General features: G+C 56.9%; 16 protein-coding genes. 7 read left to right on the top strand and 9 right to left on the bottom strand.

Going from position 1 to position 21,428, the window contains the following annotated elements; translation table 11 throughout:
- Positions 1-5: 5 nt before the first annotated feature.
- Positions 6-1,343, bottom strand: coding sequence for a DUF3100 domain-containing protein (locus AB6724_RS15215; protein WP_369339371.1), 1,338 nt, complete (start codon positions 1,341-1,343; stop codon positions 6-8).
- A 183-nt stretch (positions 1,344-1,526) separates the two neighbouring features.
- Here AB6724_RS15215 and AB6724_RS15220 point away from each other — a divergent pair, with 183 nt between their 5' ends.
- The 3 genes from AB6724_RS15220 to AB6724_RS15230 all read left to right on the top strand — a co-directional run bounded on the left by AB6724_RS15220 (position 1,527) and on the right by AB6724_RS15230 (position 3,794).
- Positions 1,527-2,441: a LysR family transcriptional regulator gene (locus tag AB6724_RS15220; RefSeq protein ID WP_369339372.1), complete on the top strand. Its 915-nt coding sequence runs from the start codon at positions 1,527-1,529 to the stop codon at positions 2,439-2,441.
- A gap of 229 nt (positions 2,442-2,670) precedes the next feature.
- The gene (locus AB6724_RS15225) at positions 2,671-3,312 is read left to right on the top strand and encodes a VOC family protein (RefSeq protein WP_369339373.1); all 642 of its coding nucleotides are present in this window, start codon (positions 2,671-2,673) and stop codon (positions 3,310-3,312) included.
- 215 nt (positions 3,313-3,527) lie between these two features.
- Positions 3,528-3,794: a hypothetical protein gene (locus tag AB6724_RS15230; protein ID WP_369339374.1), complete on the top strand. Its 267-nt coding sequence runs from the start codon at positions 3,528-3,530 to the stop codon at positions 3,792-3,794.
- 161 nt (positions 3,795-3,955) lie between these two features.
- On the opposite strand, the gene AB6724_RS15235 is transcribed toward AB6724_RS15230, so the two are convergent.
- Positions 3,956-5,251 carry a type II toxin-antitoxin system HipA family toxin gene (locus tag AB6724_RS15235; RefSeq protein WP_369339375.1) on the bottom strand — a complete coding sequence of 432 codons (1,296 nt, stop codon included), beginning with the start codon at positions 5,249-5,251 and terminating at the stop codon, positions 3,956-3,958.
- A complete protein-coding gene (locus AB6724_RS15240) occupies positions 5,241-5,489 on the bottom strand; it encodes a helix-turn-helix transcriptional regulator (protein ID WP_369339376.1) in 249 nt (82 codons plus the stop codon). Before AB6724_RS15240 ends, AB6724_RS15235 begins: the two co-directional genes overlap by 11 nt.
- A gap of 581 nt (positions 5,490-6,070) precedes the next feature.
- On the opposite strand from AB6724_RS15240, the gene AB6724_RS15245 reads away from it, so the two are divergent.
- Positions 6,071-6,979 carry a hypothetical protein gene (locus AB6724_RS15245; RefSeq protein ID WP_369339377.1) on the top strand — a complete coding sequence of 303 codons (909 nt, stop codon included), beginning with the start codon at positions 6,071-6,073 and terminating at the stop codon, positions 6,977-6,979.
- Position 6,980: 1 nt separating this feature from the next.
- Complete coding sequence (locus AB6724_RS15250) at positions 6,981-7,862, top strand: hypothetical protein (RefSeq protein WP_369339378.1); 882 nt, start codon at positions 6,981-6,983, stop codon at positions 7,860-7,862.
- Positions 7,863-8,383: 521 nt separating this feature from the next.
- Here AB6724_RS15250 and AB6724_RS15255 read toward each other — a convergent pair.
- The 6 genes from AB6724_RS15255 to aceE form a co-directional block, all read right to left on the bottom strand.
- On the bottom strand, positions 8,384-8,983 hold the full coding sequence (locus tag AB6724_RS15255; RefSeq protein WP_369339379.1) for a nucleotidyltransferase family protein: 600 nt from the start codon (positions 8,981-8,983) through the stop codon (positions 8,384-8,386).
- A gap of 25 nt (positions 8,984-9,008) precedes the next feature.
- Entirely contained in the window at positions 9,009-10,421 is a 1,413-nt protein-coding gene (dgt, locus tag AB6724_RS15260) for a dGTP triphosphohydrolase (protein ID WP_369339380.1), read from the bottom strand.
- A gap of 263 nt (positions 10,422-10,684) precedes the next feature.
- Positions 10,685-12,523 (bottom strand): dihydrolipoyl dehydrogenase, encoded by a 1,839-nt coding sequence (lpdA, locus tag AB6724_RS15265; RefSeq protein ID WP_369339381.1) that lies wholly within the window; start codon positions 12,521-12,523, stop codon positions 10,685-10,687.
- Positions 12,524-12,585: 62 nt separating this feature from the next.
- A complete protein-coding gene (locus tag AB6724_RS15270; RefSeq protein WP_369339382.1) occupies positions 12,586-13,305 on the bottom strand; it encodes a hypothetical protein in 720 nt (239 codons plus the stop codon).
- 14 nt (positions 13,306-13,319) lie between these two features.
- Positions 13,320-14,984, bottom strand: a complete 1,665-nt coding sequence (gene aceF / locus AB6724_RS15275; RefSeq protein ID WP_369339383.1) for a dihydrolipoyllysine-residue acetyltransferase — start codon at positions 14,982-14,984, stop codon at positions 13,320-13,322.
- A gap of 18 nt (positions 14,985-15,002) precedes the next feature.
- Entirely contained in the window at positions 15,003-17,717 is a 2,715-nt protein-coding gene (aceE, locus tag AB6724_RS15280) for a pyruvate dehydrogenase (acetyl-transferring), homodimeric type (RefSeq protein WP_369339384.1), read from the bottom strand.
- A 371-nt stretch (positions 17,718-18,088) separates the two neighbouring features.
- Here aceE and AB6724_RS15285 point away from each other — a divergent pair, with 371 nt between their 5' ends.
- Both AB6724_RS15285 and AB6724_RS15290 read left to right on the top strand, forming a co-directional pair.
- Positions 18,089-20,653, top strand: coding sequence for a PAS domain-containing sensor histidine kinase (locus AB6724_RS15285; protein WP_369339385.1), 2,565 nt, complete (start codon positions 18,089-18,091; stop codon positions 20,651-20,653).
- Positions 20,650-21,300, top strand: a complete 651-nt coding sequence (locus AB6724_RS15290) for a response regulator transcription factor (protein WP_369339386.1) — start codon at positions 20,650-20,652, stop codon at positions 21,298-21,300. Before AB6724_RS15285 ends, AB6724_RS15290 begins: the two co-directional genes overlap by 4 nt.
- Positions 21,301-21,428 lie beyond the last annotated feature (128 nt).

The following is a 21,428-nucleotide window of genomic DNA, read 5'->3' on the forward strand; positions in this document are numbered from 1 at the left end:
CGGCTTTACAGCGTGTGCACAAAGAACTGGGCGATCACCGTGGCTGCCAGGAACACGCCGGCATTGGCCATCAGCGACACCACGACGATGCGCCAGCCCAGACGCCGGAAGGCCGGAATGTCCTTGGCCAGGGACAGGCCCGCAAAGGTCAGCATGGGGGTGATCATGGCCAGGAAGTTCACCTTGCCGGTGAGCGCTGCCACCTCGGCCGCATACGGCGTATGCGGGAAGGTCATGGCCATGGCGATGAAGGAAATCCAGCACACGGCGGGCAGGATGCGGCGGGTGCCGATATAGATCAGGTCGCCGATGAGCACGGCCACGATCATGATCAGCACGCCGGGCAGCGCGTCCAGCACGGGCACGCCATGGCCTATGCGGTTGCCTATCAGCACCATCACGCCCACCCAGACCCAGCACAGCAAACGCATCGCCAGGCTGAGCGAGGGTGCATGCGCGACCTCCTCGGCCTCTTCCTCAGCCGCGGTTTTTTCGACCAGCACGGCCTGGCGCTTGCGGCCCAGCAGCGGCTCCAGCAGGCGGTAGGCCTGGACGGCCAGCGGCAGCGAGATGAACAGCGTCAGATAGGTACCCACCGTGGTGGCGATCAGATTGGCAGCCGCCGCAAAGGTCGCGATCTGGTCGGCCATGTCCGGGTGCTGGGCCGCGATCGCGCCCACGGCGGCGGCCGTCATGCTGCCCGAGCCCACGCCCGCGCCCATGCCCAGGGCCAGCGGGTGGAAGATGTTGAGGCTGGAGACAAAGCCCGCGAGCAGCGAGATGAAGATCGCGCCTATCAGGGTGCCGGTAATGTACTCGGCCAGCACGCCGCGGCCCTCGGGCGAGTCCATGCCGAAGCGCTCGCCGATGATGGCCAGGCCCGGCTCGCGGCCTATGGAGAAGGTCGCGCCCACGGCCTCGCGCTTGATGCCCAGCAGCAGCGCCAGCGGCATGCCCAGCAGAATGCAGCCCACCAGATTGCCGAGCTCCTGCAGCACCAGGCCCGCGCCCACCTCGGCCAGCTTGGGCAGGGATCCGCCCACCAGCAGGCCCAGCTTGGCGATGAACAGGAACAGCGCGCAGGACAGAATGGCAGCGGCCAGATGCTGGCTTTGCAGGCTCAGCTTCAGCGGCGCGGGCAGGCGCTTGCGCAGCAGGCCCAGCACCAGCCCTATCAGCAGCGCCCAGATCATGGGCAGCAGCACCACCTTGCCCACGCCCAGCGCGATCGGCAAAGGCCCCAGCCATTCGGACAGGGCCGCAATCACCAGCGCCAACGCAAAAATCTGCAGCACGCTGCCCATCTCCAGCCCGCTCTTGCCGGACCGCATCTCTGTACTCATCGACATCCCCTCAATCACTGTATTTATATACAGGAAGCACTTGCTTTCAGCCAAAGGCAGAGCTGGACTGCCATCTGCCCGATACTGGCAACGAATATATCAATGCGTATATTTCATGACTTTGTGTTTTCTGTTCTAAAAAACTGCACACTAACGGCTTGGAAGCTCAACCCCTCACCCGTCATGCCAGCCTTTCAAGACTCCCGCGCGCAATACCTGTATGAGGCCGTGATCTGCGGCTCCGTCCGCTCGGCGGCCGAAAAGCTGGGCATCGTGCCCTCGGCCGTGAGCCGGCAGATCAGCCTGCTCGAGGAATCACTGGGCGTGGCCCTGCTGGAGCGCCACCGCAGCGGCGTCGTGCCCACCCAGGCCGGCCAGTTGATACTCGACTACCACCGCCAGAACCTGGCCCACCGCCACGACATGCTGGCCAAGATGGACGCGCTACGCGGCCTGCACAGCGGCAGCGTGAGCGTGGTCAGCGGCGAAGGCTTTGCGCAGGAGCTGGTCGACGGACCGATACGCCAGTTCCGCCAGCAATATCCGGGCGTGTCCATCGCGCTGGAGATCCACGGCACCAACGAGATCATGCGCCGCGTGCGCGAGGACGAGGCCGAGCTCGGCCTGGTCTACTACGCCCCGGCCGACAGTCATATCAGCTCGCGCGGCTCGGCGCGCCAGCCCATGCATGCCATCGTCCAGCCCGGCCATGCGCTGGCCGGCGCGGCCCAGACCTCGCTGCAGGAGCTCAGCCAGTGGCCGGTCGCGCTGCTGCAAGGCGTGTACGGCATACGCCAGCTCGTGGAATACGGCGAGCAGAGCGACAAGATCCGGCTCTCACCGGTGCTGACCAGCAACCTCATCAGCGTGCTCATCAGCTTTGTAACCACGGGCCAGGGCCTGACCCTGCTGCCCCGATGCGCGATCACCGCCGAGCTGGCCCAGGGCCGGGTGCTGGCCATACCCGTGAACAACCCCGCGCTTCAGCATGCCGAGATGCAGCTCATCACGCGCACGGGCCGCCAACTCTCCCCGGCCGCCAACCGCTTTCTGCAATATTGCATGCAGGGCATGCAGGCGTTTCAGGAGACGGCTTGATAGCACAGAAGAGATAAATACGAGCCAGATCACCCGCCAGATCACCCTCAAGCCCAGGCACATGAAGCTCTGCCAGCTATCAAAATAGCGGCTTCGATCTCAATCCCGAGCCGGCGAGCGAATACGGCGCCGCTACTACAGCGATAGCAGCCTGCGCTCAGCCAGACTTGGCTAAGCAGCGAATCAGCGCTGCTACCATAGCCCGCATTTTTATCTGCCAGCCTCTGCCATGTTTTTTGGAATCAGCCATCTTATCCTGCCCGTCACCGATCTCGAGCAAAGTGCCGGTCTCTGGCGCGATGTGATGGGTTTTGGCGAAGCGCAGCGCGGCGCAGGCTTTGTCGATATAGACACGGGCAGCGCCACGCTGCGCCTGGCCCAGGTGCAGAGCGTGGAAGCCTGGGTCAGCCTGCGCCTGCAGGTTGCCGATGTGGAGCAGGCCTATGCGAGGCTGCTGGCGGCCGGCGCCATATCCCGCTACGCGCCCATGCAGACGCCGGCGCTCGAAGCCATGGCCTGCGTGAGCGATGCCGACGGCCATGCCATCGTGCTCTGGCGCGCGCTGACCGAGGACGAATGGGGCTTTGTGCCCGAGCTGCCCAAGCAAGGCCAGTGGTTGCCCGAGGCCGAGGAGCTGCTCAAGCGCCTGCTCGCCCATGTGCCCGCGCTCTTCCGCATGCTGGCGCGGCGCAAGACCACCAGAGTCATCGAGCAACTGGCCGAAGAAGCAAAGAGCCCGGTCACGCGCGAGCTGGTGATCAAGGGCTATATCACTGCCTCGGCCAAGATCACGCGCTTTAGATTGGTGGAGCCGCTGAGGGCCGAGGGCATTGACCCCGATCAGTACCGGGCGGAGTTTGAGTACGAGTGATGCTGCAGCCTGCCGCTGTCGCAGACTTTATGCAAAAGGGCTGCAACCCTGATAAACAATGCGCAGGCCGCTATCAATAGCACAGGGAAAACGCTGGAAATGAATTGGTTGGTCGGGCTCGGTATCTTGCTGCTGGCGTTGCTGCTGCTGTGGGCTTTTGCCGCGCCGTTCCTCAGCATGCTCGCCGGCCTGATGGTCAGCGCCCTGATCAGGCCGTGCTGGACATGGTGGGCCGTGGCGATATGCCCGACCCCAGCCTGCTGGCCTATGCCCAATGCCAGCCTTCAAGCGAGAGAATGACGCGCAGCCGGTTTCTGAGCCAGGGCCGCAGGCTCATGCAGCAAATGCAGGCCTGCGTGCAGGAAACAACCGCCGCCCTGCGCCCTGTCATGCAGTTGCTCCAGGGCCATCTGGAACCTGTGCAGGTTCAGCAAACCTGGTTTATCCCCAAGCGCAGCAACTGGCTGCAATGGGCAAGCTGACCTTCCCGAAGGCGACGAGCTGCGGGAACTGGATGCAATGCGCTGATGCGTCTAAGGAAGACCTAAATATTCCCGATCAGGAAATATTTACCCTTAGACGTCTCAAAACTCAAAATAATTCCCGATCGGGAATTTTAGATTGACTGAAAATTCCTCACCAATCAGCCAGACGCCAGCCGCTTTATCGTCAAGGCGCAGCGTTGCTCGATCAGCTGCGCGATCTGTTCCACCACCGCATTGCCCTCAAAGCCATGCTGCGGCGCAGCCTGCAGCTTGCGGGCTGCGGTGGGTAGTTCGGTAGCCAGCGTCTGCAAACGCTTGCGCGTCGCAGCCTTGGCGAGGCCTGCTTCTTCGGCAAACTGCTCCCAGTGCCTGGCCTCCAGCTCGCTGAACTTGTATTTGCTGCCAATCTTCATCGCCATCTTGGGCGTCAGCTGGGGGTAGATCGCTGTAGCCAACAGATCGTAGAACGGTGCCAGCACAGGGCTGCGCCCGCCGTACAGCAGCGAAAAATTCTTGCCATGGGCATCATGGTTGCCGACCAGGGCATTGAAGATCGTCCCATCCAGCAGCCGCAGCACCTGCGGCGCGCTGGGGCGGGTCACGCTGCGCAGCAGGGTAAAGCATTGCGCCAGGCCCGGCCCGCCCTCGTTCTGGTACTTCATCTCGGGCACTACGCCCAGCGCCTGGCAAAAGTCTTCCTGATGCATTCGCTGCAGCTGCGACGAATGCTGTGCATCATTCTTCAGCACGCGGTCATAGCGCTCCACCAGCAAAAACGAACGGCTCAGCACGCTATGTATGCGGGCACTGGCAGGTCTCAGACCCATGACCTCGGCCAGCAGCATGCAAAAGCCTTCGTTGGCCACGCTGTCCGCCACCGCATGGATGGCGGGCTTCAAGATATGCGAGCTGGGCGCGCCGTTGCGCGGCAGGCCGATACGCACTGCCCCCGGAATGCTCTCGTCCACCACCACGGGCAACTTGTCTTGCGCTCCGGCCAGCGACAGCCGCAGCCCGTCAGCCCCCGCCAGCATGGGGCGGCGCGGCAATTCATCCAGCAGAGCAAGCAGTTTTTCATCGCTGAGCCACTCCACATCGCCCGCCGCCCCGGTCACATTGCCCTGCGGCAAGGCCTGCCCCGGCTCCAGAAAGGTCACCGCACCCGCACACTCGCCGCCAATATGGTCCAGCAACGCAAAATCGTTCTGGCCCGACACCTGAAACTGCTGCGCAATCAGGCGGCGCATCTGCCCCTCGGGCAACAGACCGGCGAAGAAAGGCCGGGTCTGGTGATCGTCAAAGGGTTCAGCCTGCAGCGGCAGCGACTGCGATAAAGCCGTGGCCTGCGGCAGTGCCAACCAGTCGGACGCATAGGCAAAGCTCAGCCGCCCATGCACCAGCGACAGACTGCCGACGCGCCCATCAAACAGCCAGACTTCGAGTTCATGCTCCATGGTCTGCGCCCTCAGAAGCTGTATTCGGCAAGCCGCTCAATCGCAGCTCCACGCCCAGCGCATCGATCACCCGCAGCACATGCTCCAACCGCACCGTGGGCTTGCCCGACTCCAGATCCACAATAAAGCGCGTACCCACGCCTGCAGCCAAGGCCAGCTGAGGCTGGGTCAGGCCCAGCTGTTTGCGGGCGGTGCGTAAGGCCGCGCCCAGTTGGTCGGTGGTTTGGATGGTGGACATAAGCTGGCCTAGCCTGAAAATTCCCGTTCGGGAAATTATGAACCAGAGCACGCGGAAAAGGAACCAATATTTCCTGATCGGGAAATTAATCAGCAGACTGGCTCTGCTGCGATGCCAAAAAGATCAAGGAGAAACAGGCTCCAACGCTTATTTATCAAGCACTAGTAGCTATCAATCTCTAAGTTCTGCCTCTGCCAGCGCATTGGCTTCATAACGCACCCAGCCCAAGCAGGAAGTTCCTGTTCCAGAAATTATGCAAGCTTGACCCAAAGCTAAAAAAGCAAACTTATCTGCGACCTGCTTCAACTTGAAACACTTGGCGATGTTCCTGGAAAAAAAGGTGGATCCGTTCTTCAAATCAACGTACTCAAAAAGCAGGTACGTCTACAGGAATCCAAAGCCGGAGGCTTTGGCGCGACGAAGCCTGAACGGGTAAGATTCTGCATTCAGTATTGAGTGGCTCACCAAGTGCAAAGCCACCTGGGAAATTACTGGTTATGAGAGGCTCCCTATGCAACCCGATTTCATTATAGAATCTTTACACTATCTTCATGCTCTATTTTTGACAAGACACAAACAAAATGAGAGTTGATAAAAGTAAGCAAATATATAGATCGTTATTGCAAAAATCTGTACGAAGAGGCTACCCCTCTGTCGCAGAGAAAACAGTTATGCACCTATTAAAAAATGGTGATGCAATTTGGCTAAGGAATAGATTAGGGGTAATAACATTCGAAGAATCGTTTGGATTTACCAGTAGCCTTAATTTTACTACCAACGAAGAATCTCTTATTGAACAGTATATAAGAATTGCAAAATCATATAAAAATAAAAATGCCGCTGGCCTTGGCAGTTTAGCCTACGAATTTTCAAAGGGATCGACATCAGTTCTTCAAAAAAACTCCAACAATCGGCACATAAAAATCGTAGCTGAAGCAATAAAAAGACCAAATGACTTTTGGCGATGGGCCAAAAATATAAAATCAGATGCTCTCTCTAAGAAATTTTTAGCCAATTCAGAAACCGGATTTAAATTAGCGGGCTGGCCATGGGATAAGGCTTTTTCACTTGCTAGCGCATTCCTTTATGTATCCGAAGAAATACAAGAAGCAAGCACATTTGATTCAATAGAAAATATAGATTTTCCTTACTGGATAGCTATAGACAAGCACACCGCAATCGGCAAAAAAGTTTTAGAAGAATGCGCAGAATCTTTCAATTTGAACAAAACAACTCTTGGATGGGTACAGTTTTATCTAGAAAGCGCCAAATGCAATTTTTTGCAACCATCTTTATGGTGGGAAATAGAAAAATCATGGAGAATAAAGAATGAAAATTTAAATGAAGATAAAGCAGTAATTATTTGGGAGTCTGCATCTGATTTTTTAAGAAGCAAATTAGAAAGTCAGGCATCAGAAATAAAAGAAACATTAGATCAGTCTTTTATTTCATACAAATCCACATCTGAAAATCAAAGTAGATTAATATAATATGGCCATCACCAATATCACAGAAATCAACGATATTTCAAATCGAATAAAAAATAGAGGAGCGTTTTTATATCATGCATGCCAACTTAAAGATTTCAAATCATATTTAGAGCTTGGAGGAGTCCCCTCTAGAAATAAGCTTCATGAAAGTGGTTTAGACTTCACAGAATTTGAAACTGATTATATTGATAAGAAAAATTCCGTATGGGATAAAGTTTTTGGAAATTTTTCTGATTTCGGAAAAAATTTTCCAAGAGAAAAAACAAAGTCAATGCCGAATCCATATGGCCCTATTCAAATAGTGTTTGATCCATTAGTTTTGAAATCGGTAACTGATATTTCAATCACATTAAGATCGGCGGGAGCTAAAGATTTCCATCGCGATAATGAATGTCTTAAATCATCAGCAGAAATTGAAAAAATCTATGCACATATAAACCCAGAAGACACAACGAAAGACTATGAGAAAGCATATATCGCATTCTCAGAAGATCTCAACTCACGATTTAAAAAAAATAATTGCACCTCGCCAGAATTCAATTGCGCAATAGAAAATGAACTGTTGAGTTTTAATGAGGCAATCCACATTATTGTAGACAATTGCGAATATCAAGGTTCAGCACTAATTAATGAAATAAAAGAATTAATAAAAACAAAAGAATTGACAAAAATAAAAGTGTTTGAAAGAAAATATTACTGCAATATAAAAAAAACAATCATTAATGAGTTATCAAAAATAGCTTTGGACAAAGATTGCTCTTGGAAAAATATAATTAACAACAAAGATGCTAGTAACGAACTAAAAGAATGGGTTAAAAATTGCAACGAATTTCATTACAACAGGTTCATTAAATATTTGACACTTGGAACAATCAGAGCATAAATTACAATAAGTGACATTGGCCTTAAATACAAGGCCAATGTCACTTATTTATAACGAAAATTTTTTATATTATTTTTTTCAAGCCTTCTGCTTCAGGCTCTGGATGATTGTGCACGCTCTTGGAGAATAAATCAGAGGCAGAAGTTCAGACTAAAGTACAAAACCTGTCACCGTTTAGGTTCGCAAATGTCATCACCCCATTCGCCCTAACAGCAGCTTCAACTTAAAGAGCACATCACAACTGTCAGCCTGATTCAGCAACACCGCGGCAAGCAACATTAGCAGGGAGATTCAGTGCAATACATCGACAAGCAACGGCGACGCTGTGCGCAGTGAATCACAATTAATAATCAGATCAACCCGCAAAGGGCTTGAGATACGATCACAACTATGCGTTTACCGGAGTTGTTGATCTACAATCCTCAGCATTTATTCCTGATTCATTGAATCCACAGGTCTTGCACTTCGGTACCGAAGTCAGAAAATTATGAGAAATATAAAAGACAATATCTAAAAATCAATTATTCACCACAATTTGATCTAATATATTTTTTTATCGACAAATTAGATTTCAAATCTTTCTCCAAATTCATTTTCTTTATTCTTCTATATATACCATGCGGCGATGGATTTTCTGACAAGTTGATATCCAAAACCCTACTTTCAATACCTTCTTTAAATTTTTTTGAACAAATCAACGTCTTTTCAAAAACTCTATAGTACACTGAGTCAACGTTAAAAAAAGTTGTTGAAAGCAGATCCATCATTCCATCATCATTTTGAACGTACCCTTTTTTTATTGCCCATGTTTCTGACAAAGACCAAATATCAATAATTCTTTTACCAAATTTAAACCTAAATCCGCCAAACTTATTCTCAATAGGTTTAAAATCAACCAACACCATTCTGAGAACATTAGCATCACAATTAACAACAAAGTCAAGATCTGATTCAGAAGGCAATTTACCGAAGAGAAACACATCCCTTATTGCACCGCCAAATAAAGCCACTTCTTTTAATTCATTCTTATTTCTTTCAAAAAAACAAACCAAATCTAAATCTCGATATTTAGTAGATTCTAGTTCATATTGAATGGTTGGAACAATTTTTGCAAGCTGCATAATTATTTAACATCCAAAAATTAAACTAAGCAAGGGACAAATCGTGTGTCTTGTACTGCTTCAACTCATCCAAAATATTCATAGCATATGAATCAGTCATTCCTGACATCATATCTGTAAGAAGCAAGCAGCGCCTATACTCTAAAGGAAGTTTTTTGTCTTCCTCCGTGGGATTTTCGAATACTCTTCTATAATTTTCAGAAATCCGCGAGTACACGTATCTAGCATATGGATGTTCCGACTTATCCAATCCACCTTGCACAACCTGTGCATTCTTAATCGCGAACCAAAAAATATCCATCAGCTCTGTGATTGTATTGAAGCCTTTCAGTTCCAACTGCAAAACAGATCTATTCTTAAATGCATACTGTTTCGTTATTTTCCCCAAACACTCACGCAAATCAGCAGAATCTGATATCTCTATCAGCGAGCTATTCAAACTACCCGACATCAAATCATCATACTTATCCGATATTACTTTCACAACAGACTTGATGAATTGCGATATAACAAAAACTCTAAATCGCTGAATAGAAATATCATTCAATTCATGCGGAGAAAGATCAGCCTTTAGATATTCATTATATTTTTCAGATGATTTTTCTACTATCTCTTGAATTATTGAGTCATGCGGGTAATGATTTCTCATAAAACCCATCACATCATTAAAAGATGCCAACCCTTTTTTCACACAGTCTTCAACATCAATCGTCGCATATGCAATATCATCACAGGCCTCCATCACATATGCCAAAGGATGCCTAGTCCCAATAGAAAGTCCGACCTTATTGAAAATATTCTTAGCAATCTCTGCTTCAGAATGGAAAAACCCATGTTTCTTTTTACACGCGACTGACTTATCAATACAATCTGTTCCCACCGTGTATTTCATTAAGGCTGCAAGAGTTGCATATGTCAGATCAATACCATAATTATCATTCAGCATCTGAAGGCGAGTCACAAGACGCAATGTTTGAGCATTACCATCAAACTTCAAAAAATCATCGAACAAATACTTATCTTTTGCATCAAATTCAGACAAGAAAATTTTTTCTCTATTAGCAAACCACTTTCTGATAGCAGCTTCACCTTGATGCCCAAAAGGCGGGTTACCTAAATCATGCACTAAACCTACAGCGGCCAAAACAGCAGGAATATCTCTAATGCCATTAATAACATTATCCGCATGCTTAGTAGCAATAATAACCCCAAGACTTCTCGCCAAATTAGAAACCTCATGCGAATGAGTTAATCTATTTCTAACACTATCATTTCTATCTAGTGGAAAAACCTGCGTCTTATCCGCCAACCGCCTTACAGGGGTAGAAAATAATATCCTGTCGTAATCACGCTCCAATTCCGTTCTCAACTCATCAGGATGCTGATCACTTTTCCCATTTTTGCGTCGATCACTATTTAAAATATTAATCCAGCTCACTACTCACGCTCCAAATTATTTAAAATTGTAATTTTTTTTACTACACTAACTTCACTGCTTTTATAAGCACCAATCAGACCGTATTTCTAGATGGTCTGAAAAACTTCATTTTTTGACCATAGCACTTTCAGTACTGCTCGTCAGCATAAAAAGACCAGACAAGCTCCCCTAAGCCACAACAACGTTGCTTCACTATAACAATCAAAAAAGGCAGCCCGAAGGCTGCCTTTTTTTGAGCAAGCGATGATGCTTGATCGCTGCGCTTACTTGCGCACCGGTGGCACATCCGTGCAGGAACCGTGGGCCACTTCCGCCGCCATGCCGATGGACTCGCCCAGCGTGGGGTGGGGGTGAATGGTCTTGCCGATGTCCACGGTGTCCGCGCCCATTTCGATGGCCAGGGCGATTTCACCGATCATGTCGCCGGCGTGCGTGCCGACCATGCCGCCGCCCAGGATGCGGCCGTGGCCGTGGGCTTCGGGGGAGTCGTCAAACAGCAGCTTGGTGAAGCCTTCGTCGCGGCCGTTGGCGATGGCGCGGCCCGAGGCGGCCCAGGGGAACAGGCCCTTCTTGACCTTGATGCCTTGCGCCTTGGCCTGGTCTTCGGTCAGACCCACCCATGCGACTTCGGGGTCGGTGTAGGCGACCGAAGGAATCACGCGGGCGTTGAAAGCCGCAGCAGCCAGCTCCTTGTTGCCTTGCAGTTCGCCGGCAATGACCTCGGCGGCCACATGCGCTTCGTGCACGGCCTTGTGTGCCAGCATGGGCTGGCCCACGATGTCGCCGATCGCGAAGATGTTGGGCACGTTGGTGCGCATCTGGATGTCGACGTCGATGAAGCCGCGGTCGGTCACGGCCACGCCAGCCTTGTCGGCGCTGATCTTCTTGCCGTTGGGCGTGCGGCCCACGGCTTGCAGCACCAGATCGTAGGTCTGGGGTTCGGGCACGGTGACGCCGTCCTTGGCAGGCGCGAACGTGACCTTGATGCCTTCGGGCGTGGCTTCGGCACCCACGGTCTTGGTGTTGACCATGATGTTGTCGAAACGCGGTGCGTTCATCTTCTGCCAGACCTTGACCAGATCACGGTCGGCGCCCTGCATCAGGCCGTCCATCATTTCCACCACGTCCAGGCGTGCGCCCAGGGTGCTATAGACGGTGCCCATTTCCAGGCCGATGATGCCGCCACCCAGGATCAGCATGCGCTTGGGCACTTCCTTCAGGTCCAGCGCGCCCGTGGAATCGACCACGCGAGGGTCCTTGGGCATGAAGGGCAGATGCACGGCTTGCGAGCCTGCGGCGATGATGGCGTTCTTGAACTGCACGACCTTTTTGCTGCCGGTCTTGTCCTGGCCGTCGCCCGAAGTCTCTTCGACTTCGATATGGTTGGCCGAGACAAAGTTGCCGTAGCCGCGCACGATGGTGACCTTGCGCATCTTGGCCATCTGGCCCAGGCCGCCGGTCAGCTTGCCGATCACTTTTTCCTTGTGGCCGCGCAACTGGTCGATGTTGACCTCGGGAGCCGCGAACTTCACGCCCGCCACCTCCAGGTGCTTGACCTCGTCCATCACGGCGGCCACGTGCAACAGTGCCTTGGAGGGGATGCAACCCACGTTCAGGCACACCCCACCCAGCGTCTTGTAACGCTCGACCAGCACGACCTTGAGGCCCAGGTCGGCCGCCCGGAAGGCCGCCGAATAGCCGCCGGGGCCACCGCCCAGAACGACCACGTCGCAGTCCATGTCCACGCTGCCGCTGAAGTTGCTGGCCACGGGAGCAGGAGCGGCAGCCACGGGGGCCGCCACAGGTGCGGGAGCTGCTGCGGCGGGTGCCGGGGCAGCAGCTTGTGCGGGAGCGGCAGCACCGGCTGCGGCCTCCAGCGTCAGCACCAGCGAGCCTTCGGCCACCTTGTCGCCGACCTTGACCTTGATCTCCTTGACCACGCCGGCGTGGCTGGAAGGAATCTCCATGGAGGCCTTGTCGGACTCCACGGTGATGAGCGACTGGTCCGCGGCCACGGTGTCACCGGGCTGAACCAGCACTTCGATCACGCCCACTTCGGCGAAATCGCCGATATTGGGCACCTTGATATCGATGAGACTCATATCGATTCTCCTAATCTCCGGCGCTGCGGCCTCTCCATGGGCCGGCGCCTGATATGTATGCGTTAAAAGACCTCGATCCGGCTGAGCAGCCGGTCCCGGATCGGTGCAAATGCGGCCTCCGCAGCAAAGCCCGGAAAGCCGGCATGCACCAGCAGGCTCCAGCGCAGATAGCCGACGAAGTCGAAAGCCTGGCCCCAGTCCTGCTCGGCAGCGCTACCCTCATAGCCCAGCCAGGGAGTCAGCACATCGCTCTGTCCCCGCTGCACCCGCAAGCCGTAGCCGGCGCCGCCGCTGACATCGTCCTTGTGGTAGGCGTCCGGTGACAGCGGGAAATAAAACTCCTCGGGACTGTCCTGGAACTCCTCCCACTCGGAAAGGAAGTAATCTTCCGCATCCGCATGCAGGGCTTCGATGTACAGGCCATCGCAGCAGGCATCGCCCAGACCTTGCTCCTGCCAGAAGTCCAGATGCACGTAGTCGCCCAGACTGACCAGGGACACGCCACCGACCTCCTGCCAGAAGCAGGCCAGCGATAACGGAATGGGAGCGCCCAGCGCCTGCTCCAGCCGCGCAATGCGCTGCGGCAGCGCGGTGCTGGGGCACAGCATGGACTCCACCGGATAGTTCAGCGCGAGCAACTCGGACTGCCGGGACTCCAGCGCCTGCCGGCACCCCTGGAAGGTGCTCCGCAAAATGGCTTCGGCATCCGCTCCCGGCGCATCGAACAGGCCGCACCATTGCCGGTGCAGCGTTCGTATGGCCTGAGTGCGGGGCGAAGCCATCGCGGCGGCAGCGCTTACAGCAGGATGCGGCGGTAGTCGGCCAGCACGGCGCCCAGATAGGCGTTGAAGCGTGCGGCAGCGGCACCGTCGATGACGCGGTGGTCGTACGACAGGCTCAGAGGCAGCGTCAGGCGCGGCACGAACTGCTTGCCGTCCCACACGGGCTTCATGGCCGACTTGGACAGACCCAGGATCGCGACTTCAGGCGCATTGATGATGGGCGTGAAGTTGGTGCCACCGATGCCGCCCAGGGACGAGATCGAGAAGCAGCCGCCTTGCATGTCTGCAGCGCCCAGCTTGCCGTCGCGGGCCTTCTTGGCCAGCTCGCCCATTTCCTGGCTGATCTGCAGAATGCCCTTCTTGTCGGCGTCCTTGAGCACGGGCACGACCAGACCGTTGGGCGTATCGGCCGCAAAGCCGATGTTGTAGTATTGCTTGTAGACCAGGGTGTCGCCATCCAGAGAGGCATTGAACTCGGGGAACTTCTTGAGCGCCGCGACCACGGCCTTGATCACGAAGGCCAGCATCGTCACCTTGACGTCGCTCTTGGCCTTGGCGCTTTCGGCATTGGTTTGCACGCGGAAGGCTTCGAGCTCGGTGATGTCGGCTTCGTCATTGTTGGTGACGTGGGGGATGACCACCCAGTTGCGGTGCAGGTTGGCACCCGAGATCTTCTTGATGCGCGACAGTTCCTTGCGCTCGACGGCGCCGAACTTGGCAAAGTCGACCTTGGGCCAAGCCAGCACTTCCAGGCCGCCGACGTTCCCGCCGGAAGACTTGGGAGCCACAGCCTGCTGGGCCAGGGTCTGCACGGCACCGGCCATCACCGACTTGGTGAAAGCCTGCACGTCGTCCGCAGTGATGCGGCCCTTGTTGCCCGAACCCTTGACCTCGGCCAGCGGCACGCCCAGTTCGCGGGCGAACTTGCGCACCGAAGGCGACGCATAAGGCAGGCTGCCCGTGGGCGCCACCGTGGGGTTGTGGGCCGGCACGGCGGCAGGAGCCGCGGCCACAGGGGCAGCCACCGGCGCTGCAACGGGAGCCGCGGCTGGCACAGGTGCCGCCACGGGAGCGGCAGCCTGGGCAGGAGCCGCGCCCTGCACCGTCATCTGGCCGACCACGTCGCCCACATTGACCTTGTCGCCGATCTTGATGCTCAGCGCCGTGACGGTGCCGGCCGCGGGCGACGGGATTTCCATCGAAGCCTTGTCGGATTCGACGGTGAACAGCGATTGCTCGGCCGTCACGGCGTCGCCCACCTTGGCCAGGATCTCGATCACGGCCACGTCCTTGAAGTCGCCGATATCGGGGATCTTGATGTCCTGGGTGGATGACGCTGCAGGGGCGGCCGCCACAGGGGCTGCAGCCACGGGTGCAGCTGCAGCGGCCACGGGGGCTGCAACTGGCGCGGGAGCCGCGGCCGAAGGAGCCGAAGCGGCGTCCGCGGTTTCCAGCAGCACCAGCACCGAGCCTTCCTTGACCTTGTCGCCCAGCGCGACCTTGATCTCCTTGACCACGCCAGCCTGGCTGGAGGGGATTTCCATGGAGGCCTTGTCGGACTCCACGGTGATCAGCGACTGTTCGACCTTGATGGAGTCACCCACCTTGACCAGCACTTCGATCACGCCGACTTCGGAGAAGTCGCCGATATCGGGGACTTTGATTTCTGTCAATGCCATGTTGAATGTCTCCCGTTCTTAAGCGTGCAGCGGGTTGATCTTGTCGACGTTGATGCCGTACTTCTTGATGGCTTCCGCCACGGTGGTTGCGTTGATCTTGCCTTCGTCGGCCAGACCGCGCAGTGCAGCCACCACGATGTAGTGACGGTTGACTTCGAAGTGCTCGCGCAGCTTGGCGCGGAAGTCCGAGCGGCCGAAGCCGTCGGTGCCCAGCACCTTGTAGGTACGGCCCTTGGGCATGTAGGGACGGATCTGCTCGGCGTAAGCCTTCATGTAGTCGGTCGAGGCGATCACAGGGCCTTGGTGGGCAGCCAGTTGCTGAGCCACGAACGGCACCTTGGCGGTTTCCATGGGGTGCAGCATGTTGAAGCGGTCCACTTCCTGACCTTCGCGGGTCAGTTCGTTGAAGGACGGGCAGCTCCAGACGTCGGCGGCCACGCCCCAGTCCTTTTCCAGCAGTTCCTGGGCGAAGAAGGATTCGCGCAGGATGGTGCCGGAGCCCAGCAACTGCACGCGCAGGCCGCTCTCGGGCACCTTCTGGCCAGGCTTGACCATGTACATGCCCTTGAGGATCTGCTCTTCCGTGCCTTCGGTCAGACCGGGCATGGGGTAGTTTTCGTTGAGCAGCGTGATGTAGTAGAAGACGTTTTCCTGGTTCTGTACCATGCGACGCAGACCGTCCTGCATGATCACCGCCACTTCGTGAGCGAAGGTCGGGTCATAGGTGATGCAGTTGGGGATGGTGTTGGCCAGGATGTGGCTGTGACCGTCTTCGTGCTGCAGGCCTTCGCCGTTCAGCGTGGTACGGCCCGAGGTGCCGCCCAGCAGGAAGCCGCGCGCTTGCAGGTCGCCGGCCGCCCAGGCCAGATCGCCGATGCGCTGGAAGCCGAACATCGAGTAGTACACATAGAACGGGATCATGACCCGGTTGCTATGGCTGTAGCTGGTGGCAGCCGCAATCCAGCTGGACATGCCGCCGGCTTCGTTGATGCCTTCCTGCAGGATCTGGCCGGCCTTGTCCTCGCGGTAGTACATCACCTGGTCCTTGTCGACCGGGGTGTACTGCTGACCTGCGGGGTTGTAGATGCCGATCTGGCGGAACAGGCCTTCCATGCCGAAGGTACGGGCCTCGTCCACCAGGATGGGCACGACGCGGGGGCCGATGTTCTTGTCGCGCAGCAGCTGCGTGAGGAAGCGCACATAAGCCTGGGTCGTGGAGATTTCACGGCCTTCGGGTGTGGGCTCGAGGATGGCCTTGAAGGTGTCCAGCGCAGGCGCGGTGAACTGCTCGTCGGCCTGTTGGCGACGGTGCGGCAGGTAACCGCCCAGAGCCTTGCGGCGTTCGTGCAGATACTTCATCTCCGGCGTGTCGTCGGCCGGCTTGTAGAACGGGATGTCCGCGATCTGGCTGTCGGGGATGGGAATGTTGAAGCGGTCGCGGAAGGCCTTGATATCCTCGTCGCTGAGCTTCTTGGTCTGGTGAACGTTGTTCTTGCCTTCACCGACCTTGCCCATGCCGAAGCCCTTGACGGTCTTGACCAGCAAAACGGTGGGCTGGCCCTTGTGACCGTTGGCGGCAGCGAAGGCTGCGTAGACCTTCTGCGAATCGTGGCCGCCGCGGCGCAGATTCCAGATCTCGTCGTCGGACATGTGCTCGACCATCTTCAGAGCGCGCGGATCGCGGCCGAAGAAGTGCTGGCGAACATAAGCACCATCGTTGGCCTTGAAAGCCTGATAGTCGCCGTCGTTGCACTCCATCATGATCTTCTTGAGCACGCCGTCCTTGTCCTTGGCCAGTAGCTCGTCCCAGCCCTTGCCCCACAGCAGTTTGATCACGTTCCAGCCGGCACCGCGGAATTCGCCTTCGAGTTCCTGGATGATCTTGCCGTTGCCGCGCACCGGACCGTCCAGGCGCTGCAGATTGCAGTTGATGACGAAGACCAGGTTGTCCAGGTTCTCGCGGGCTGCCAGACCGATGGCGCCCAGGGATTCCACTTCGTCCATTTCACCGTCGCCGCAGAACACCCAGACCTTGCGGTTTTCGGTGTTGGCAATGCCGCGGGCGTGCAGATACTTCAGGAAGCGCGCCTGGTAGATGGCCATCAGCGGGCCCAGGCCCATGGACACCGTGGGGAACTGCCAGAAGTCGGGCATCAGCTTGGGGTGGGGATAGCTCGACAGACCCTTGCCGTCCACTTCCTGGCGGAAGTTCAGCAGCTGCTCTTCGGAGATACGGCCTTCAAGGTAGGCGCGCGCATAGATGCCGGGCGAGACATGGCCCTGGATGTACAGGCAGTCACCGCCGTGGTTTTCGTTCTCGGCGTGCCAGAAATGGTTGAAGCCGGCCGCAAACATATTGGCCAGCGAAGCGAAGGAGCCGATGTGGCCGCCCAGGTCACCGCCTTCGGGCGGGTGGATGCGGTTGGCCTTGACCACCATGGCCATGGCGTTCCAGCGCATATAGGCGCGCAGGCGGCCTTCGATCTCGAGGTTGCCAGGGCACTTTTCTTCCTGGTCGGCCTCGATCGTGTTCACATAGCCGGTGTTGGCCGAGAAAGGCATGTCCACGCTGTTCTGGCGAGCGTGCTCGAGCAGCTCCTCGATCAGCTTGTGGGCGTAGTCCGCGCCTTCACGGTCGATCACGGCCGAAAGCGCATCCATCCACTCGCGGGATTCTTGTTGGTCCAGGCCGGCAGGCAAGCCAGCGCCTTGGGGGTCAGTCTGAGCTGTCATTTTGAGTGTCTCCTTCGAGAGAGGGGTAGCTGTCGAGCCAGTCCACGATGCGGCATACAAGCGCAGCCGCATAAATCGTATACAGGCTCTCAAAACCGAATCAGTGAGTGCGGCCATCACGCGGTGGTGGCTGATGCCACACCGCGCGGTGCGCGGCACAGCCCCTGTCGGGCGCTCCCCGGATTAAACCGATTCACTGTCTCGATGCGCAGCGAGTTTCGCACATTTTTTTGGAATTTCAAATCGTGCCTTACGATTTCATAATTTGAAAATTTGCTGCAAATGCACATACAGGAAAGAGTCGCCAAACTGTCTCTCCCGCGACAAAAATAGTCGCCAAAAGCACTAGGTCTCTCCCCTACACTGGCGGGATGCAAACAAGCAATCACGAACTAGAAAAACAGGACGCAGACAGCTCGCAATCCGTTGCCTCGCCTGTGCGCTGGTGGCGCAGCTGGTGGCGCAGCCTCTCGCCCACGCGGCAGGACCGCTATGCTGCCCTGGCACCGCTGGCGTCGGTGCTGATGTTCATGGCTGCAATCATTGCCTCGTTCTGGTATTTGCGCACGGAAGAGGTCGACCGCGAGCAGGAGGCGCTGCGCCGCGACGTGGAGTACGCGCAGCAGCGCGTGCGCCTGCGCCTGCTCGAGCGCCAGGAGCAGATCATGCGCATGGCGCGCGACGTGGGCAACCGCGATATGCGCAAGACCGACTTCGACAACCGCGCCGAGACCCTGATCAGCCAGTATCCCGAGCTGCAGTCCATCACCTGGGTGGACGACAAACGCCAGGTCCTGCACAGCCAGGCCGCGCCCACCGTGGGGCCGGAGCAGTTGCGCGTGGTGGGCGAGACCCTGCACCGCAGCGAAACCCTGCATGCCTATCAGCAGGCGCGGGAGATGCTCCAGCCCATCTACGTGCAGGAAAAGGCCTCGCCCGACGACCTGCCGCCGCTGCTGCAGCTGCATGTACCCATCAGCAACAACAGCCGTTATATCGGCGAACTGCTGGCCGAATTCTCCGTCGACAGCCTGCTGCGCTACGGCACGCCTACCGAAGTCATGGCGCGCTACGCGATCACCATGATGGACAGCGAAGGCCAGGTGCTGGCCGGCACGCCGCTAGCGCCGCGCAAGACGCCCAGCGAGCTGCTGCACTGGCGCGCCATTGCCAACGAATATGAGGTGCCGGTATCGCCGGTGGGCATTTCGCTGATGCTGCGCGCCCAGGCCTACCGCACCTCCCTGGGCGTGGTGGGCAGCGGACTCTTCTGGCTGGTGGGCACGCTCTCGGCCATGACGGCCTGGCTGCTGCTGGCCACCTGGCGCCACACACGGCGGCGCCAGCGCGCACAGGAAGCCCTTGTGGCCGAAACCAATTTCCGCCGCGCCATGGAAAACTCCGTGCTGACCGGCATGCGCGCGCTTGACCTGCACGGGCGCATCACCTATGTGAATGCGGCTTTCTGCCAGATGACGGGCTGGAGCGAGCAGGAGCTGGTCGGTCAGGTGCCGCCCTACCCCTACTGGCCCGACAACGACTACGACAATCTGCACTCGCAGCTGCGCGAAGAGCTTTCGGGCAAGACCATCGTCGGCGGCTTCCAGGTGCGCGTGAAGCGCAAGAACGGCACTTTGTTCGACGCGCGCCTCTATGTCTCGCCGCTGATCGATGCCCACGGCCAGCACACGGGCTGGATGTCCTCCATGACCGACATCACCGAGCCCAACCGCATTCGCGAGCAGCTTTCTGCATCGTATGAGCGCTTCACCATCGTGCTGGAAGCACTGGATGCTTCGGTGTCCGTGGCCCCCCTGGGCAGTGCCGAGCTGCTGTTCGCGAACAAGCTCTATCGCCAGTGGTTTGGCTCGCACACCGAAGGCCATCTGCAACTGGTGGCCCAGGCCGGCAAGCTGCCGCTACGTCACCGGCCCGAGAGCGACGCGGACGAGCTCATGGGCCTGCCCGCCGACACCATCACCGAATCGCGCAGCGAGAACGCCGAGATCTTCGTGCCCAGCCTGGGCAAATGGCTGGAAGTGCGCTCACGCTACCTGAGCTGGGTGGACGGCCGCCTGGCTCAGATGGTGATCGCCACCGACATCACCCAGCGCCGCCTGGCCGAGGAGCAGGCGGCGGCCCAGGCCGAGAAAGCCCAGACGGCCAGCCGCCTCATCACCATGGGCGAGATGGCTTCCAGCGTGGCCCACGAGCTCAATCAGCCGCTGACCGCCATCAGCAACTACAGCAGTGGCATGCTGACCCGCCTGGCCAACGGCACGCTGACCGAGGAGCAGATGAAGTTCGCGCTCGAGAAGACTGCACACCAGGCCCAGCGCGCGGGACAGATCATTCAGCGCATCCGCTCCTTCGTCAAAAAGAGCGAACCCAACCGCACGCTGGCCGAGGTCTCCGACATGGTCAACGAAGCCGTGGAGCTGGCCGGCATCGAACTGCGCCGCCGCAGCGTCCAGCTGTCCGCGCATGTGGCCGAGCGCATGCCGCCCGTGATGGCCGACACCATTCTGATCGAGCAGGTGCTGATCAATCTGATGAAGAACAGCGCCGAATCCATCGACATGTCGGACCGCCCGCCGGGCCAGCGCAGCGTGGAGCTGCGCGTGCGCCCGCAGGTGTTCGAAGCCCAGCAAGGCGTCGAGTTCACGGTGGAGGACACGGGCAAGGGACTGCCGCCCGAGGTGCTCGAGCATTTGTTCGAGGCTTTCTTCTCGACCAAGAGCGAAGGCATGGGCATAGGCCTCAATCTCTGCCGCTCCATTGTTGAGTCGCATCACGGCCGCATGCGGGCCGAGAACCTCTACAATGGCTCTGAGGTCACCGGTTGCCGTTTTTCATTCTGGCTACCGTTGGCAACGGGGGTGGAGACGACAACACTCACCACGACAAGCGAACCTACAAAGAGGACGATTGCATGAGTTTGATACCCAAAAAAGGCACGGTTTACGTAGTGGATGACGACGAGGCGGTCCGTGATTCGCTGCAATGGCTGCTCGAAGGCAAGGATTACCGGGTACGCTGCTTCGACTCGGCAGAGACCTTTTTGTCGCGCTACGACCCCCGCGAAGTCGCCTGCCTGATCGTCGACATCCGCATGGGCGGCATGACGGGCCTGGAGCTGCAAGACCGCCTGATGGAACGCAAGTCCCCCCTGCCCATCGTCTTCATCACCGGCCATGGCGACGTGCCCATGGCCGTGAACACCATGAAGAAAGGCGCGCTAGACTTCATCCAGAAGCCTTTCAACGAGGAAGAACTCGTCGGACTGGTCGAGCGCATGCTCGACCATGCACGCGAAGCTTTCACGGGCCACCAGCAGGCCGCCAGCCGCGACGCGCTGCTGGCCAAGCTCACGGGCCGCGAAGCCCAGGTGCTGGAGCGCATCGTCGCCGGCCGCCTGAACAAGCAGATCGCCGACGATCTGGGCATCTCCATCAAGACCGTGGAAGCCCACCGCGCCAACATCATGGAAAAGCTCAACGCCAACACCGTGGCCGATCTGCTCAAGATCGCCCTGGGCCAGGGCCAGACCAGCGCCGCCGCCAAGGCCGCGAGCCTGAACTGAGACCGCAAGGCCGGACCGCGTGATTGGAGAGCTCTGCAATCGCGAGATAATTGAAGGTGCACCGGCCAGGCCCAGGCCTTAGCCGATCCCTGTTCTGATAGCTGCTAGTGCTTGTAAATCAAGGGCTA

The organism is Comamonas guangdongensis (assembly GCF_041079535.1).
Lineage (GTDB): Bacteria > Pseudomonadota > Gammaproteobacteria > Burkholderiales > Burkholderiaceae_C > Comamonas > Comamonas guangdongensis.

What these genes read in the sequence shown, in the direction of transcription:
- AB6724_RS15215 (WP_369339371.1), bottom strand. Translation starts at nt 1,343, where the DNA reads ATGAGTACAGAGATGCGGTCCGGCAAGAGCGGGCTGGAGATGGGCAGC.
- AB6724_RS15220 (WP_369339372.1), top strand. Translation starts at nt 1,527, where the DNA reads ATGCCAGCCTTTCAAGACTCCCGCGCGCAATACCTGTATGAGGCCGTG.
- AB6724_RS15225 (WP_369339373.1), top strand. Translation starts at nt 2,671, where the DNA reads ATGTTTTTTGGAATCAGCCATCTTATCCTGCCCGTCACCGATCTCGAG.
- AB6724_RS15235 (WP_369339375.1), bottom strand. Translation starts at nt 5,251, where the DNA reads ATGGAGCATGAACTCGAAGTCTGGCTGTTTGATGGGCGCGTCGGCAGT.
- AB6724_RS15240 (WP_369339376.1), bottom strand. Translation starts at nt 5,489, where the DNA reads ATGTCCACCATCCAAACCACCGACCAACTGGGCGCGGCCTTACGCACC.
- AB6724_RS15245 (WP_369339377.1), top strand. Translation starts at nt 6,071, where the DNA reads ATGAGAGTTGATAAAAGTAAGCAAATATATAGATCGTTATTGCAAAAA.
- AB6724_RS15250 (WP_369339378.1), top strand. Translation starts at nt 6,981, where the DNA reads ATGGCCATCACCAATATCACAGAAATCAACGATATTTCAAATCGAATA.
- AB6724_RS15255 (WP_369339379.1), bottom strand. Translation starts at nt 8,983, where the DNA reads ATGCAGCTTGCAAAAATTGTTCCAACCATTCAATATGAACTAGAATCT.
- lpdA (WP_369339381.1), bottom strand. Translation starts at nt 12,523, where the DNA reads ATGAGTCTCATCGATATCAAGGTGCCCAATATCGGCGATTTCGCCGAA.
- AB6724_RS15270 (WP_369339382.1), bottom strand. Translation starts at nt 13,305, where the DNA reads ATGGCTTCGCCCCGCACTCAGGCCATACGAACGCTGCACCGGCAATGG.
- aceF (WP_369339383.1), bottom strand. Translation starts at nt 14,984, where the DNA reads ATGGCATTGACAGAAATCAAAGTCCCCGATATCGGCGACTTCTCCGAA.
- aceE (WP_369339384.1), bottom strand. Translation starts at nt 17,717, where the DNA reads ATGACAGCTCAGACTGACCCCCAAGGCGCTGGCTTGCCTGCCGGCCTG.
- AB6724_RS15285 (WP_369339385.1), top strand. Translation starts at nt 18,089, where the DNA reads ATGCAAACAAGCAATCACGAACTAGAAAAACAGGACGCAGACAGCTCG.
- AB6724_RS15290 (WP_369339386.1), top strand. Translation starts at nt 20,650, where the DNA reads ATGAGTTTGATACCCAAAAAAGGCACGGTTTACGTAGTGGATGACGAC.